The sequence below is a fragment of the Methanosarcina sp. DH1 genome (assembly GCF_020804205.1).
GTDB lineage: Archaea > Halobacteriota > Methanosarcinia > Methanosarcinales > Methanosarcinaceae > Methanosarcina > Methanosarcina vacuolata.
The window spans coordinates 1-16,665 of record NZ_WJBJ01000020.1; the positions used below are offsets into that span (position 1 = coordinate 1).

The window sequence follows — 16,665 nt, forward strand, 5'->3', positions numbered from 1 at the left end:
ACGTTATGGTATCTGAGTAACTGGAAGAAATCATTGAATGAATTAAAAAGTAAAGTCTTCAGATCTTCCCAAAAACTATGATCTTCTTCGTGTGTATTACCACAATTTGAGCATTTATATCGACCAATGTTGATTTCTCCAAGACCTTCTTTAGTATGAGGATTATAGCCATTATGAACCATTGGAGTACTACAAATTGAACAGACTGGAGGAATTTTTCTACGAAAAATTCCTCGTGTGGTATATTCATAATCGTTTCCAAAACAACCAAAAACGTCTAAGAGAGCAGGGAGCTCCGAAAAGTTATTAAGAGTAAGGTTTATAGTTACCATTGTTTTTGCCGTAACATCATTACATAATTATAGAATTATAATTTTGTGTAGTGATGTTACACTTACTTTTATCACTAGATTTTGGGACTGAGTCGAAAGAAACCGAACTTGCAAAAATCATCGGATATATCCCACAATCAAATAGTTCGATTTTTGCGTTTTCGGTTTTCGATATAGTTCTGATGGGCAGAACTCCCCATTTGAGTTTAACGTCTGTTCCTGGAAAAAATGATTACAAAATTGCTGAAGAGGCCCTGGAAGGTCTTGGAATCTTGCATCTAAAGAATAAAATCTACACTGAAATCAGTGGCGGTGAAAGACAGCTTGTTTTAATGGCAAGAGCAATAGCTCAACAGCCCGAAATCCTTCTCCTCGACGAACCAACATCCCATCTGGATTTTGGAAACCAGATACGAACTCTCAAAGTCATAAAGGAACTGTCCAAAACTGGACTATCGGTTGTAATGACTTCACATTTTCCAGACCACGCCTTCTTATCCTGTAATAAAGTAGCCATCATGAATCAGGGAACAATTATGGAAACAGGAAAACCGGAAATTGTTGTCACTGAAAATAATATGAAACAGGCCTATGGAATAGATGTCAAAATTCTGGATGTAAATGAGCATAGAAGAGCATGTATTCCTATGCAAATACAAGAATCACACATGAACATAGGCTGTTCCTGATCTGAGGTATAATAGCGAGAAAATTTGAGGTGATTGAATGGATAAAAGGGGTGTAATGGCAGCTGTTGTGGTTATTTCAATCCTTGCAATAGTATCTGCTGCTATACATGTAGGTAATAGTAACACAAAATCTGACCAAGGTAGTGATATCGGATCGGATAAATACGTTCAGATAACAGATCAGGAAGGACGAGTAGTAACTATACCGGCAAATGTGACTCGTGTGGCTGCTATTTCGGGTCAGGCATACGAAAAATTGATATTGTTGAATCAAACCGACAAGATCGCAGTGACGATGTCTGCGTGGACCAATTTGCCCTGGTCATCTAAGATAGCTCCGCAGCTGAAAGGTATCCCTATAGAAGACGATCCAAATGTTGAAGATCTGATGAGCAAAAAAGTACAGGTAGTATTTTGTCGGTCATATGATGGTACTAAGGAGAAACTGAACTCGACCAATATAGCTGCTGTAGTCACTCAAAAAAACTCAGGAAATCCTGATAATGTAGACTCATTCGTTAAATATGTGAAGCAGGAAATCGCGCTTTATGGTGAAGTGATGGGCCCTGATGCAAAAAAGACTGCTGATGAATGGGGGGTATACTTTGATCAGAAAGTGAATTATGTGACATCAAGAACTGCGAACCTTACAGATAGTCAGCGCCCAACAGTGTACTATGCCAGAGATGCGACGACAACACAGGGTAAAAACTCTTATCCGCAGTTTTACGTGGAAATGGCTGGCGGTAAATATCTTTCTGGAGATACGGAAGGGATTGAAACAATTACACCGGAGCAGCTACTTGTATGGAACCCTGACGTAATCTTTGTAGGCCGAGTTAACAGTACGGATATAATTATGAATGATTCTAAATTTAGCAATCTGGAAGCTGTGCAAAATAACAAAGTATACCTCTGCCCACTGGGAATCGTCTACTGGGACTATGGCGCTGAAGGGGTGTTGCTTATGGAGTATTTTGCCAAAACCCTGCATCCGGACTTATTTGAAGACCTGAACATGACCAATGAAGTCAAAGATTACTATTTGAGGTTCTACCACTACAACCTTACCGATGATGAGGCAAACAGGATACTGCAGCATTTGCCGCCTGCCAGCACTTAACATGAAAAATAGAGAAAAGGTTGTCAGATTTACAGTTTAAAAATAGAAAAAGGAACTGGGAAGGTAACTAAAAAGAACAACAAGAGGGGTGAAATATTGTGGAAAATAGGTGTTCTTTAGATTTCTCCACAGAAAGAGATGACTATATGTGTGAAACCGAACTGTGCAGCGGTGAACTTTCGCCTGGAGAATTTGATTTTATGGGGAGAATTCCGGTTCCTTTAAAATACACGTTCAAGGATGGTTTGGAGGCGGTATTAAAGGAGCACAGGATTGAAAAAAGAACCCGACTCAATTGCTATTTTCCTATGGGTGGGGGAAGCGGTTATTTCCCTTTTGAAAACATTCACAACGTGGACAGTATTGACGATTTTCCTAATATGGTGCTGTCTCCATCATTTGATAACCTATTTGAGAAGCACTTTTTCGAAAAATTTATTGATAAAGGCTATTTCCAGGCGTGTCAACCTAAGCCTTTATCTCAAATATACGCTGACTGTGGTATAGAGGATCCTGAAAAACAATTTACTATTTTTGCAATAGTTCCATTTGTTTTTCTTGTAGACCACCGGAAGCTGGATGGGCTGCCCATCCCCAGACGTTGGATTGATATTCTTGATCCGATTTACCATAACAAAATAATAATTGGCGGCTGGCGGAAAGATGAAAATAGCCCGTATTCTGAGTTTAACTCTTTCTTATTTTTAGAGATGTATAAGGAGCATGGAATTCAGAGCTTAAAATATCTGGCATACAATACAAAAAACATGCTGCATTATGTTCACATGTCGAGAATTGCAGGTTCTAATAGTGAGCTTGGCGCAGCCATATATATTATCCCCTGGTTTCTGGCTGACATTTGTCCAAGGCGTGAAAATACTTCTGTAATATGGCCGGAAGATGGCGCTCTGGCATTCCCTATTTATTTTCTAGCCAAGAAATCAAAGCTGGATAAACTGGATGTATTAATTAAATACGTTACAGGTAGAGGGTTAGGACAGTACCTGGTTGATAATTGTTATCCTTCTCTAAACCCCGAAGTTAACTATAGGTATCCGGATAATGCTAAACTGAAATGGTTGGGGTGGGATTATGTGCGCTCTAATGATACCATGGAATTAATCCGGTTAACGTCAAAGGTATTTTTTGAAGTCTGGCAGAGCACTCCTTTTACAAAAACTTGATACTTACGAGGAAATGCAGGATACTGAAATTCGAAGGAGATACTGAGATGAGATTAATTACAGTGGCAGGGCCGCCTTCAGTAGGTAAGACTTCAGTCATACTGAAAACGGTTGAACATCTGAAAAAAGAAGGTAAAAAAATTGGCATTATCAAGTTTGATGCACTTTCTACAAAAGATGACATTGCCTATGAAAAGATGGGATTGCCGGTTATGGTTGGACTCTCTGGAAATTTATGCCCTGACCATTTCTTTGTGAGTAATATTGATGAATGCCTTACCTGGGGAAAAGAAAACAAGCTGGATATGCTTATTACCGAGAGTGCCGGTTTATGCAACAGATGCGCCCCACATATCAAAGAAGTATTAGGGGTATGTGTTATTGATAATCTTTCAGGGGTCCATACACCGAAAAAAATCGGCCCAATGCTGAGATTAGCGGACGTTGTCGTCATTACAAAGAGCGATATCGTATCGCAAGCAGAAAGGGAGGTTTTTGCCTTCAATGTAAGATTGGCAAATCCTAAAGCCCATATTATGTCTGTCAACGGGATTACCGGCCAGGGAGCTTTTGATTTAAGCTATTACTTGCGCAGTGCAACCGAAGTAGACAAGCTTGAAGGTAGGAAATTACGTTTTTCCATGCCGTCAGCTGTATGTCCTTATTGTGTAGGAGAAACTGTGATCAGTAAAGATTACCAACGTGGGAATGCAAAAAAAATGGTTTTTAAGGGGATATAAAAGTGGATGATCATCTGTTAACTTCATCGATTAAGGAGATTTTGAATTTTCATCCCTTTGTTGCAGATTTTTTTGCATCAATTGGATTAAAAGAACTCCCTCAGTCCTTAACTTTGCAGGAATGGCTTGCAGGATTGACAGATGAATTCCTGAGGGACTCAGGAATGGACCAAAAACAGATGTTAAACCACATAGAAGCAATAATCCAAATAAATATTATTTCAGAAAATCAACATCAAATAAGCTCCCTTACAGTAATTGGGGGAAAAGACAAGTTCGGGAATACAGAGGATGAAAGCATTACCTTGGAACCTGGAGAGATAGTTTGTATCGTTGGCCCTACTGGTTCCGGAAAAAGTCGGCTGCTGGCTGACATCGAATGTATGGCACAAAAAGATACGCCGACAGGGAGGCAGGTTCTAATAAACGGGCTTGTACCTGAAGCAAAGAAACGCTTTTCAATGGACCAAAAGCTAGTGTCACAGTTGTCTCAAAACATGAATTTTGTTGTAGACCTCACAGTAAAAGAATTCATTACTATGCATGCTGAGTGCCGTATGATTTCCAAGAAAGATGAAACGGTTAATAAAATAATTTGTACTGCAAATGAACTCACAGGAGAGAAATTTAGTGACGATGTTTCAATTACTCAACTCAGTGGGGGTCAGGCACGTTCGCTAATGATTGCCGATACGGCTTTGTTAAGTACATCTCCTGTTATTTTGATTGATGAAATTGAGAATGCAGGAGTTAACAGGAGAAAAGCGCTGGAACTTCTAGTTAATAAAGAAAAAATAGTGCTCATATCTACCCACGATCCACTACTGACTTTAATGGGTGATCGCCGGATAGTGATCAGGAATGGTGCAATGTCCAGTATTATTGAGACGAGTCCGCAGGAAAAAAACAATTTGAGGTATATGGAACATCTGGATTGCAAAATTATTGAGCTGCGTGATATGTGGAGAAATGGCGAGAGGATTGATACCGAACTCAATTGGTGTTTGGGATAATGGATTATGAAAGAAAAGATTTCTAAATTTTAGATATTTACTTTGTGAATAAATATAGTTTTTACTCATTCATTTAACCAAATAAAAACCAAATAAATGAAATTCAAGTTAAACTGGTAGTGGGAGAGGAATTTAACTGAAGGAAAAAATCAAAATTTCAATTGTAGATAATACAATAAATGAGATACTGCGCCTGGGTTTTCATAGCCCTGCCGATTTTAAGTTTATTCTGTCTGTTTTGAAGAAGTATTCACTGGACGTGGCAGATGTCTCGCTGAACAATTTAGAGAAAAATAGGTTCAAATTCGAGACTGTTGACTTTTTAGAAAGTTTAAGGTGCAGAGTCGGATGTACCAGGCAAGAGATATTCAAGGCTAAAGAGCTTGGTTTTTCTAAAATCGTAATCAATACTTCTCTTGATCCGCTGGTTTCCATGCCTGATATACTTAAATCAATTGAATCATTGCAATCTGTATTGCAAACAGTTTGTAGTAATAATCAGGAAATTTATCTAAGTATTGATAATGCGCTTGAATTCCCGGTAGAAGAAGTAAATATAGTAGATATATTAGATCCCTTCATTGCTGAGTACGGGATAAAAAGGTTGATACTGGGCGACGTAAATGGGAAAATGGACCCCTTCACTACTTATAATAAACTTAATCTTTTCACGAATATAACTCAATGCCCTGTTGAGTACATGGGATGCAATAATTATGGAATGGCTACTGCCAATACGCTTTCAGCATTACGGGCAGGCGTTGAGTATGTCGCAACGGCGGTTAGCGGTATTGGGATTCCAGGAGTAGCAGCCATGGAAGAAGTCTTAATGGCAGCAAGGCATTTGTGGAAAAATGAACAGGTACCGAATGGTTATACTATTGCGGCAGACTGTGAAAACATTTTACGCAGGGCTGGTATTATATTGCCCGGAGAAAAAGCCATTATAGGAAAAAATGTATTTGCACACGAATCCGGCATCCATGTTGACGGTGTTATCAAAAATCCAAATTTATATGAAGCGATCAGACCCGAAGAGGTTGGTCTAAGCAGGTTTTTAGTGATCGGAAAACACTCAGGAACAGCATCCTTAACACAAAAACTTCGACAACTGGACCTGTCCTTGAGCTCGCAGGAAGCAGCTACACTGCTTGATAAAGTAAGGCATACAGCGGTTCTGCAAAAAAAACCGGTGACAGATGCTCAGCTTAAAACTCTTTACAATTTACATATGGAATCGATAAAAGAATCTAATGTCCACTTACCAATTGAAGGAGAAATCTCCTGTGATTAAAAATGAAAGCTTTGAAATCATTGACACCACATTGCGTGATGGGGAACAGTCTGCAGGTGTTGTGTTTTCGGTTGAAGAAAGAATGAATATCATTTCGGCTCTGGATAAAGCAAAAGTGAAATGGATTGAGGCTGGGATTCCTGCTATGGGCAAACAGGAATGTGAAGACCTGAAACTAATGCTCGACCTGCCGATAAAATCGAACCTCATCGCATGGAACAGAGCAAATTTAGATGATTTAAAGGCGTCTATTGAATGCGGATTTAAATTTATTCATGTCTCTCTGCCGGTATCTGATCTGCATATAGAATACAAGCTTCAAAAAAACAGGGTATGGGTGTTAGATAGGTTGAAAAAATGCCTGGAGTATCTCAAAAACTACGACGTAACGGTTATTGTAGGAGCTGAAGATGCATCAAGGGCAGACCCAGAGTTTTTGCTTCAATATGCAGATATTGCAGCTTCTTACGGTGCAATAAGAATCCGATATTCAGATACCGTAGGATGCCTGGACCATTTTACGACATATAGCAAAATCAAAGAAATTGCAGATCATAGTCTTCTTCCTGTTGAAATTCATGCGCATAATGATTTCGGCCTGGCTGTAGCAAATACCCTGGCAGCATATAAGGCGGGAGCAAAGTTTGCAAGTGTAACCGTAACAGGGCTCGGGGAACGTGCTGGAAATGCCTCAATGGAAGAGACAGCAGTTTCATTAAAACATTTTTACAACTACGATTGCGGGATTGAGCTTGAAGCTTTGCCGTCTCTGGCTGAAATGGTCTCAAAAGCCAGCGAAAGGGCATTGTTTCCATATAAACCATTAGTGGGGTCGTTAGCGTCTAATCCGTTTTAGGTACAATATAATTTAGGGTCTTTCGATTAATTTCACATATTTTTTTAAAATTAATATGTTACAATATAATATAGAGTCTTTCGATTAATTTCATGTACTTTTTTAAAATTAGTTTATTATAAGTTTATATTTTTGCTCGCGCTTTGCTTTTTTCGATGGGCTACAAGTCCACCATCATTAAGTATCTCAAGCAGGAAATCCGGCAATTTGTTTCCTATAAATATGTCTCTATCTGAAACTGTAACTTCACCTTTGGCCAGGTCAACTTTAACTTTATCTCCTTCCTGGCACTCAATATCAACCTCTATGAGAGGTATCCCGATATTGATTGCATTTCTGAAAAAGATTCTGGCAAAAGACTTCGCTATAACACATGATACTCCTGCATATTTCAAAGCAAGAGGAGCCTGTTCTCTTGAAGACCCACAGCCGAAATTGGTACCTGCAACAACGATATCTCCAATCCTGAACTTTTTTGTAAATTCCTGATCAATTCCTTCCATTGCATGAGCTGCAAAGATCTGTACATCTTTGCTCCGCAAATACTTGCCCGGGATTATTTCATCAGTATTAACGTTGTCTCCGAATTTCCAGACCCGGCCTATAATAAGACTCACAATCACACCTCACATGAAAATAATTTTCGTTAATGTTTCAATAATTCAGTAGCTGTCCACTTATTTACTGTAGCTGTCCACCTGTTTACTTATTCTGAGGTCTTGAACACAAAGCTGAAAGGCTGAGTTGTTTAATGTAACTCAACCTTACAAAACAACCTGATACCCCTAAAAAACCAAAGTTTTCACTAAAGTTTCTGATTAATCTGGAGCCTGTGCATTCAAAATTTTTTGAACATCCTCATCTGTAAGCTCGTAATCAAAAAAGGTCTTGTAGAACCACTTTGTTTCATTATTTATATCAATGGATTGAAACATATCCGGATTGATGGTTTTTGCAGCCCATTGAATCTGAAGCGCTTCTTCTGCTCCGGCTCGACTCCATATAAATGCTCCCTCCGGATTAAGATATACCCTGTTATTTTGAACTGCTTTAACCTTCTTCCAGGACTCGCTATTCATTATCTTCTCTTTTTCTTCAGATTTGGCGTTCACACCAAGAATAATAACATCAGGATTCCACTTCAAGATTTGTTCCATTGAAACTTCCTGCATAATACCGCCTTTTACTTCTTCAGCAGCATTGATGCCTCCTGCAGCTTCAATCCAATCACTGATGATATTTCCGCCGCCGTCTACGCATAAAGGTGATAGCGATACGAGATGGAGAACTTTTGGCCTTTCGTCGTAAGGTATTCTGGATGAAATATTTCTTACCGATTCTAATTTGCTATCAAGGTATGCATTATATTTCTGTGAACGTTCTAAAGCCTCTTCGTCTCCCAAAACATTCGCGGTATCTGAAAAACATTTTTTCATAGAATCGAAGTCTGTAAAACTTACTTCTACAACAGGAACTCCAAGAGCAGATACTTTCTCGATATTTTTATCTCTGCTTGGCATGAAAACAACATCTGGCCTGGTAGCAAGCAAAGCTTCCACATCATATGTTGGGCTGAGTGTTACAGCATTATAATAGGCCGGGCAAACTTTATACGCCCATGGTCTTGTTTTGGGGCTGAACATTGTTGCAACAATCCTGTCATCAGCTCCGAGCATAGCCAGCACTTCATTATGCCCCATCCAGGTATCTGCAACTCTTTCCACTTGTAAAGGAACTGTTACCTGTCTGCCTGCCGAATCAGTAACAATTCTAGTTTCCCCGCTTTTATCTTTTGAAGTGGATACGTTTGTTGCATTTTCCACATTTTTATCGTTTGAAGTGGATATGTTTGTCGCATTTTCCACATTTATATCGTTTGAAGTGGATACCTCTGTTGTATTATCCTGTGCCACCTGACTGATTTTTTCTCCCGTGCAGCCGGTGAAAACTAATACTGTCGTGATTGCAACAAATAGAATAACTATTGTTTTATTGTTCATCCAGGTACCTCTTTTTATTTTTAGAATACAGCAATAATTTTCCAGTCAAATATTAGTGGCAAAGGTACTCTTGACATAGCATCCGCTATCATCAAAAAGATACTTCTTAATATGACAGCTTATTACTGTCTGGAATCAGGAAAAATTATTGACTTAAGATAATGCTGTAGAATGTAGGCTAATTTTTTTCATTTGTTTTTGCTTTCTCATGGTTTGGAAATACTTCAATCCCCTCTCAACGGTGTAACAATATTCAACGCACTCGATTCCGAATTCCCCAAGCTTTTTTTGTGCACCCAGGCCTATTTTCATAGAAAGCACAGCATCACAATCAGAGATAGTTTCTATTACTTCTTTTTTCCCACGATATCCATTGTTAAGCTTGTTACCTCCATTACAGTACTTCTTTGTCGAACGTGTTTCGAGAAACTTATAGTCCTCACCATTAATCTCAAAAATCATGAAATCGGTTGCTTGCCCAAAGTGCTGATCAACAAGTATCCCACTGGTTGAAGTAACTGCCACCTTGAATTTTTCAGAGCTCTGTTTTTCTACCTCATTTAAAGCTGTACATTCAATGTCCATATTACAAGCTCCATTTTTTAGCTAGTTACAAATACTCTTCCCAGTTAATGTGCTTTGAACGCAGAGCCATTTCCCAATCGTTTGCAACATTTTCCAAAAAGTTCAGCATGCCTTCATATCCGAAATATGCCCTGTTCAAGTAATTCTGCCTGTTTGTAGGGTTAAAAACGTCAAACACAAACTTTATCCCCAGTTCTTCAGCCAGATAATATTCCCAAGAAGAACCGAATACAGCATCTACACAACTTTCAGACAGCGATTGTTTTATCTGATATCCATCCGCCGAAAAGACAACCTTCGGGGAAATTCCCATATCGTTAAGTTCATTTTCCAGCAACATCTGAGAGTCAGAAACAGGCGACCTGAACAGCAACAGCTCCGGAATCATTTCCAGCTCTTCAAATAACATTCTGGTCAGGCCTATTCCTATAGTCGCATCTGCAGAAATTGCTACTCTGCAGTTACGGTACCTGGGAATCATCATCAATCCCCTGCGTCTCAGCACGTCGATGGCCATATCTTCTCCGTCTTTTATTATTGCCTCAACCTTTTCTTCAACGCCAAAATAATTTCCCACTGCACGAAGCCATCTTGCAGTATTTTTAAGTCCTATCGGGAGTGGGATGTCCGATAGTATAAGCGGTATGTAGTGTACTTCCTGCATTTTTAACCCAAACTTATACCCCGCATCGTGACTGAGAAGTATATTTGCCGATGCTAGCCCAGCATTATCCAGTTCTTCCAGAGACGTATCGTGAGGAAGTACGGCCTGAACTTTAATTCCTATTTTTTCAAGGGTTTCACGTACCCATTTCAAATCTGCCCACCATGTAGGGTTCAGGTTTGCCTGAGGCGCTATTAGGTTCACGCTATCCGGAATTTTTTCTTCCTGTCTTCGTATAAATGGAAATAATGCATTCAGTCCCAGTTCAATACCATCATAGAGGTTTCCTCGAAACCCTCCTGCCATCAAGGGAATAAGCTTCGCATTAATTTGCGGCTGGATATTTCTACATAAACCCTTGATATCCTCACCAATTATATCAGCTGCACATGTACCAACTACGAATATCGCCCTGGTTTTAAATTTTGAATCGGCTTCTTTGATTAAGTTTTTCAGCTTGCTTGAAGCGCCCATAACCACATCAGTTTCAAAAAGCCTGGTGCATGCAACTTTTCTTTTCGTAAAATCAATTTCATGGACGTCATAGGCTGCCGAAACCGTTGAAGAACAGCCTTGCGGGGAATGTATGACAATACTAATGTCTTTGATGCCAGCCAGCACTCCAGTGGCACCTTCAAGAGCACATCCGACCATAGGGTCTTTGCTATGGTTGCAGTTATCGAATTTTAACTCATCATACATTTGCCTCTCTCCCTTCCTGCATAAACCGTGCAATCCGGCAAATCCTGAGCCAGCTTCGGTGTAAGTGACTGGGCTGAACATAGCCCGGAATTTTCAGGGAATACCATTTTTTTCGTTACCCAGCTACGCGGTCTGAATGAGTACTCAAGAGCAGTGCAGATACATTTAGCTACCTTTAAGGCTCCTCTATAACCAAATCTGGGGCGGTTCAGTATGGCATTTAAATCAACTACCGGGATATTCGGAAAGCTCATGGATGATCCAAAATACACGGTAGTCTCAGGATTCAGGTCTCCCAGATATTCCATAAGCTCATTTTCGGTCTGGATCATTGCCTCATATTTTCCAAAGGCAAGTGTGCCTTTTGTGATCAGTATTTCCGGATCAAGCCCGGTCTCTAAGAGATAATCAATACTTGTTTCTCTTGCCTGCGTACTCCAGGGATGAAAATTGTATATAACCGCCCTCATACCAAAATCGCGTTCGAGCATATGAGCAATTGACAGCGATTTTATCGCATCATGCCCTTCAACAATTGCCAGCTTGCCTGCAAGGTATTTTTTTGCCTCTTCAAACTCGATGCGGATGGCTTCATATTCTCTTTTGATTAATTCTTCAGCTTCATTTTCCAGATGTAAATGCTTTGCTGCTTCTTTGAGCCACCTCTCAGTTGCGCTTATACCATACGGAAGAATAGTGGAGTTCAAAGGAGTATTAAACTGGTCAAGCATCTCTCTTCCTATCGCATACCCCAGATCAAGGCAAAGGGTACAATTTACCGCTACACTGGGAGCCTGTTTTATTTCTTCCAGTGAACAATTGCCTGCTATTACGGCATTTACACTTGCACCCATGCTTTCGATTAACCGCCTCAACTCTTTAACATCCGTTTCAATCTCCGTCCTCTCAGGACCCATTTTACCCCCTACGATGTTGACAGAGTTGGCAAGCCTTGATCTGCTTTCCGAATCAGGCTTATCCATAAGCTGAACAATCTGCCTGAAAACCAGGTCAAACCCACTCCTGTACTCTCCTGCAAAGCCTTCGCAGTGAATGGCCATGATTTCGGCATTAATTTTGGGCTTGATTTTATTCACTATGGCGTCTACATAATCTCCAATTATTCCGGTGGCACAGCTTGTTGCTACGAAAATAACGTCAGGCTTATACTTTTTGTCCACCTCCAGTATTGCGCCTTTCAGTTCCTTTTCGCCACCGTATACAATGGCTTTTTCATCAATATTTGTAGTAATAATGGATTCGTATGGAGAACCACTGTTTCTACAATTTGTGAGCTTGTAAGCCTGTTTTACTCCAAATGCGCAGCCACTGGGCCCATGAGCAATAACGACAGTATTTTTAATGCCACTCAGGATTTTCATTGCCGTCCAGAATTTACAGGGACGAGTATGGCTGCCCTGTAGTTTAGTTTCAATTTTCCCTTCTTTAGCCAATTGATAAAGCTCGCTTAAATGCCCAAAAAACACTACACTTTCGTTAGCAATGCCGACCATATTCCCCTCTATTTTTCTAGTTCATGAAACTGGTTTCAACCAAAAAATAAAAAATTTGTTGATCGCGTTAGCTACAACTTTACGCCATCAAACAGGATATCCAGGCAATTACTGCTCCGAAAACCGCCACAGAGGATAGCGTAGTTATATTTAGATCGTGCTTTTTACTCAGTTTTCCTTTATCGATTGCAGTTCCATAATTCTCGGCAATGATCGTGACCAACAGGTTTCCTACGACATAAAGGATAACACCAGCACTAAGCGCCATAAGCGGTTTTGTGATGCTTTCAGGGATGGGTATAACCGCACCAACTGGAATTAACAATGCGATCAAAGCTGCAATTGCAAACCTGGTTTTGTCCTCTAATTCGTCCAGTAATGAAAAAGAAACCATTCCTTCTGGGAGTTTGTGCAGAACCGCTCCGACTGCTAAAATCGGAGAAATCGGTCCGAACTCAGTGGTTATAATCACGCCTTCTGCAATATTGTGAATCGCTAATCCTAAAACGGCTGAATACTTTCCGACACTTTTTGTGTAGAATCCTGCAGCAAACATTGCAATGAACCCGATCGCGACCAGCCAGTATCCTGCTGAAAACTCTTCAGTAGCATCCGGGATGATATCCAGAAGGACAACTGCAATGGCAAAGCCAAGTCCAAGACAGGTCAATAACGTCCTTTTCACAGAATCTTCTGTTTTAAAATAAATTAAAGCTCCCAGCAATTCCGCTATGACAAATGCTGCAACTACCAGATAATTCTCCATTTTTTGCCTCCTTTCATTTACCAGACATTAATTATCCATTCTCTGTCATGCTTACTTTCCATGGATGCAAAAATCGTATTGGCAATTGTTTCAGCTAACCATTCTGCTCCTTTGTATCCGATTACTGGATATTTCCATAGCCCTGCCCTGTCAAAGGTTGGGAAGCCTACTCTGACCATGGGGATATCATTGTCTATAGCAATGTAGCGTCCTTTTGAATGCCCCAAAATCAAATCAACGTCTATGGATTTGTTCTTGATACGGCTTTCCAGTTCCCATAAATCAGCGTTCCAGATAGTTTTTATATCGCAGTTTGCTTTCTCTTCAAGTGCTTTGAGCCTTGGGTCACTTTTATACAGCGTATTATCATCGCCTAAAAGTAAAAGCACAGGCTCAAGTTCACATTCCAGACAAAACTGCGCAAGACCGAAGACAAGATCCGGATTGCCGAAAATGGCTACTTTCTTATTCGCGAAAAACATATGGGCAAGGTCTACAATCGCATCTATCGCTTTTCCGCGTTCGACAACCAGTGATTCGGGTATTGGATTGCCGGTAAGCTTGCTGATATTTTCAAGAAAGATATCGGTGTTGTTTATGCCTATAGGAGTTGGCGTAACAATTGAAGGAACGCCGAATTTGTCTTTTAAATATGTTGCAGCATTTGCTCCCTCATAACGGCTTAATGCAATTGACCCGAGAGCATTGGCAGAGTCGGCTATTTCCTCAATTGTTGTATTTCCATATGCGAATGCCGATTTGTCAGGCATAACAGGAGCATCAAAGGTCTCGGTGTCCAGAAGTATATTTCCGTCAACCTGCATCTCAGATAATATATGCTTAATTTCAGAAACATCTCCCGGATTGACCCAACCAGTGAATATGTTCAGCTTTCCGGAAGGCTCATCTTTTTTTGCAAGAGCTTTTACAACCGAGCTAATGGCCGTATCGTAACCTGTCACCTGGCTACCGCTGTAGCTTGGAGTATGCACAGCTATAAGCTTCACATCTCTGTCAGGATGCTTTTCTTCAATTATCGTATTTACTTTCCGGATTATACCTTCAATATCGTCTCCAATTGTTTCGGTAGAGCAAGTAGTTATGATAGGTATGATCCTCAGCTGAGGGTACCTCGCAATAAGCGTTTCAACCGCTTCTTCTACCCTTATCGAGCCCCCGAAAACGGCGGCGCTTTCATGTAGAGACGAAGACGCAATGTCAAAATTTTCTTTAAAATGCTGAGCGAACAATAACCTGACAAACATGCTGCAGCCCTGACCGCCATGTACAAGCGGAATGCAATCCTTTATACCAATTCCCGCAAATTGGGCACCTGCAGGCTGACAGGTATACATCGGATTAATTATTCCTGTTCGCTCTTTCAACATCAGCTCACACGACATCTTTTTTACCGCCTTTTATTTAGTAATTTGACAAGTTCAGTTCGCAGTTACGTGACTTTTTTACAGTAATATAGAGCAATCTTTTTTTGACGCCTTCAATTAATTCCAGTACTCCTGATTTGTCAAGTTCGGAGATCCAGGGGATCTTTTTCTGAAGATCAGCAGCAAGGATTTTTGCATCGGAGTAAAACGCTTTATCTGCCGGCGTTACAAGATTTATTTTATCTCCGTTCAGAATTTTACCGGTCATTGTCATAATACCTTCAATGTTTTCCTCTCTGTCCCAGCTTCTTGAAAAAAACTGCCATAAACACTGTTCCTGGATAAGAGCCGTAACTTCCCCTATTTTTTCATTCATGACTCCTGCACCACACTAGGATCTTTTTCAGCTAAACTCCACATCGGAGAATCCACCACTCTTGGATCCTTTCCAGCTAAACCCCACATTGGAGAATAAATCGCGTTATACATGTCTCTCGCCATGTTTACTGCGCCTTCAAAGCCCATGTATGGGCCGTTGTGATATGCATGTCCGTTAATGTATGGAATGTGCAGTTTTTTGACCAGGTCTCCAACTCTGGGCCCGGTTAAAATCAGGTCCGCGTGGATACTCTCCAGTACTTCAAAAAACTCAAGCTCATTTCCGTCATCAATGTAGATCGTCCCGACCCGGCCCCTGGCAATAACCTTCTCAAAGTCCTCCTGATGACCGAATTTAGATGACATGGCGATAACTTCCATGCCCAGGTCGTCTTCAAGAGCTTTTGTCCAGTGCCACAGTCTTGGCCCCCCAGTCCAGATACAGATCTGTTTTCCTTTGAGCCGTTCTTTATACCAGGCAAGTTTTCCTTCGTATTTTGCAACCTCTTCTGCAATTACTTCTTCAGCCTTATCTTCCAGTCCAAAGAAAGCTCCGATCTTCCTCAGTGCTACCTTAACGTACTCAAAACCCCAGGTATCAACATCCATTCTTGGAATGTCATATACTCTCTTAAGTTCGTTGGCTATATACCCGGCAGAACGAGCGCAGTTGACAACATTCAGCTTTGCTCTATGCATACAGCGCAATTGATCATAGGTTACGTTTCCGGTAAAGTGGGCAATGACCTGTATGCCCATTTTATCAAAATATTTTTGTAGTACGTAGGTATCACCCTGAATATTGTAGTCACCGATGACATTAATTGTATATTGGCTTGTAATTTCAGGTTCAAGCGTTCCGACTTTATCCCTCATCCAGCCGATATTCAGTTCATGATGTCCCTTTGACTGGCTGACACCAGCAAATCCCGGACATTCGACAACAAATATATCGACATCTCCAAGTTCTTCCTCAATCTCACGACATACTGCTTTGGGGTTGTCTCCTATCAATGCGGTTGTACAGGTAGTGTAAACAAACATTCTCTTGATTTCTGGAAATTCTTTGAAAGCTTCCTTGATTGCTTTTTTGAGCTGTTTTTCAGCCCCGAAAACAATATGTTTTTCTTTTGTGTCTGAAGACCAGATATATTTTAATTGAAAGTTGTCATTGTCGCTGGGATACCTTTTCGTATGCCAGGTATCATATGCACATCCTACCGGTCCATGTATCATTTGAATACAGTCTTTAATTACTCCACCAATAACGAGTTTTGCTCCGCAATAGCTGCAACCCCTTTCTGATAATGATCCGGGTATTGTTTCTATGTTTGAGAGTGGGAGAAACTGAGTTGTGTCTTCTCCTTCTTCTTTTATGTAAACATGGTTCTGGCGCTCCGGTATGCATTCATCGCAACAGAATAGTTTTAACGGCATTTT

At 40.5% G+C, this 16,665-nt stretch carries 16 protein-coding genes and 1 pseudogene; 7 read left to right on the plus strand and 10 right to left on the minus strand.

All coding sequences use genetic code 11. From position 1 onward, the window contains the following. Nucleotides 1-332: pseudogene (locus tag FXW07_RS10385) on the minus strand (ISNCY family transposase); the annotation flags it as partial. A 53-nt stretch (nucleotides 333-385) separates the two neighbouring features. Here FXW07_RS10385 and FXW07_RS10390 point away from each other — a divergent pair. From FXW07_RS10390 to FXW07_RS10420, 7 genes are all read left to right on the plus strand, one after another. Beyond that, entirely contained in the window at nucleotides 386-1,021 is a 636-nt protein-coding gene (locus FXW07_RS10390) for an ABC transporter ATP-binding protein (RefSeq protein WP_229395377.1), read from the plus strand. Nucleotides 1,022-1,058: 37 nt separating this feature from the next. After that, entirely contained in the window at nucleotides 1,059-2,144 is a 1,086-nt protein-coding gene (locus FXW07_RS10395; protein ID WP_229395378.1) for an ABC transporter substrate-binding protein, read from the plus strand. A gap of 98 nt (nucleotides 2,145-2,242) precedes the next feature. Beyond that, nucleotides 2,243-3,328: an ABC transporter substrate-binding protein gene (locus FXW07_RS10400; protein ID WP_229395379.1), complete on the plus strand. Its 1,086-nt coding sequence runs from the start codon at nucleotides 2,243-2,245 to the stop codon at nucleotides 3,326-3,328. A gap of 47 nt (nucleotides 3,329-3,375) precedes the next feature. Continuing rightward, nucleotides 3,376-4,068 carry a GTP-binding protein gene (locus FXW07_RS10405; protein WP_229395380.1) on the plus strand — a complete coding sequence of 231 codons (693 nt, stop codon included), beginning with the start codon at nucleotides 3,376-3,378 and terminating at the stop codon, nucleotides 4,066-4,068. Nucleotides 4,069-4,070: 2 nt separating this feature from the next. Further along, nucleotides 4,071-5,081 carry an ABC transporter ATP-binding protein gene (locus FXW07_RS10410; RefSeq protein ID WP_229395381.1) on the plus strand — a complete coding sequence of 337 codons (1,011 nt, stop codon included), beginning with the start codon at nucleotides 4,071-4,073 and terminating at the stop codon, nucleotides 5,079-5,081. 259 nt (nucleotides 5,082-5,340) lie between these two features. Then, nucleotides 5,341-6,375, plus strand: coding sequence for a homocitrate synthase (locus FXW07_RS10415; RefSeq protein WP_229395382.1), 1,035 nt, complete (start codon nucleotides 5,341-5,343; stop codon nucleotides 6,373-6,375). Beyond that, complete coding sequence (locus FXW07_RS10420) at nucleotides 6,368-7,231, plus strand: homocitrate synthase (protein WP_229395383.1); 864 nt, start codon at nucleotides 6,368-6,370, stop codon at nucleotides 7,229-7,231. The genes FXW07_RS10415 and FXW07_RS10420 overlap by 8 nt, the downstream gene beginning before the upstream one ends. Before the next feature lie 116 nt (nucleotides 7,232-7,347). Here the strand turns inward: FXW07_RS10420 and FXW07_RS10425 are convergent, their stop codons facing one another. The 9 genes from FXW07_RS10425 to vnfD form a co-directional block, all read right to left on the minus strand. Beyond that, entirely contained in the window at nucleotides 7,348-7,851 is a 504-nt protein-coding gene (locus FXW07_RS10425) for a 3-isopropylmalate dehydratase (RefSeq protein WP_229395533.1), read from the minus strand. Between the two features lie 198 nt (nucleotides 7,852-8,049). Beyond that, a complete protein-coding gene (locus FXW07_RS10430) occupies nucleotides 8,050-9,231 on the minus strand; it encodes an ABC transporter substrate-binding protein (RefSeq protein WP_229395384.1) in 1,182 nt (393 codons plus the stop codon). Nucleotides 9,232-9,384: 153 nt separating this feature from the next. Next, nucleotides 9,385-9,816, minus strand: a complete 432-nt coding sequence (locus FXW07_RS10435) for a NifB/NifX family molybdenum-iron cluster-binding protein (RefSeq protein ID WP_229395385.1) — start codon at nucleotides 9,814-9,816, stop codon at nucleotides 9,385-9,387. 25 nt (nucleotides 9,817-9,841) lie between these two features. Further along, nucleotides 9,842-11,182, minus strand: coding sequence for a nitrogenase component 1 (locus FXW07_RS10440; protein ID WP_229395386.1), 1,341 nt, complete (start codon nucleotides 11,180-11,182; stop codon nucleotides 9,842-9,844). Beyond that, nucleotides 11,167-12,696, minus strand: coding sequence for a nitrogenase component 1 (locus tag FXW07_RS10445; protein ID WP_229395387.1), 1,530 nt, complete (start codon nucleotides 12,694-12,696; stop codon nucleotides 11,167-11,169). The genes FXW07_RS10440 and FXW07_RS10445 overlap by 16 nt, the downstream gene beginning before the upstream one ends. A gap of 79 nt (nucleotides 12,697-12,775) precedes the next feature. Then, nucleotides 12,776-13,462, minus strand: a complete 687-nt coding sequence (locus tag FXW07_RS10450; protein ID WP_229395388.1) for a hypothetical protein — start codon at nucleotides 13,460-13,462, stop codon at nucleotides 12,776-12,778. A 17-nt stretch (nucleotides 13,463-13,479) separates the two neighbouring features. After that, nucleotides 13,480-14,865, minus strand: coding sequence for a V-containing nitrogenase subunit beta (gene vnfK / locus FXW07_RS10455; RefSeq protein WP_229395389.1), 1,386 nt, complete (start codon nucleotides 14,863-14,865; stop codon nucleotides 13,480-13,482). 19 nt (nucleotides 14,866-14,884) lie between these two features. Continuing rightward, nucleotides 14,885-15,223, minus strand: a complete 339-nt coding sequence (gene vnfG, locus FXW07_RS10460) for a V-containing nitrogenase subunit delta (protein ID WP_048121203.1) — start codon at nucleotides 15,221-15,223, stop codon at nucleotides 14,885-14,887. Continuing rightward, on the minus strand, nucleotides 15,220-16,662 hold the full coding sequence (gene vnfD / locus FXW07_RS10465) for a nitrogenase vanadium-iron protein, alpha chain (protein ID WP_229395390.1): 1,443 nt from the start codon (nucleotides 16,660-16,662) through the stop codon (nucleotides 15,220-15,222). The genes vnfG and vnfD overlap by 4 nt, the downstream gene beginning before the upstream one ends. Nucleotides 16,663-16,665 lie beyond the last annotated feature (3 nt).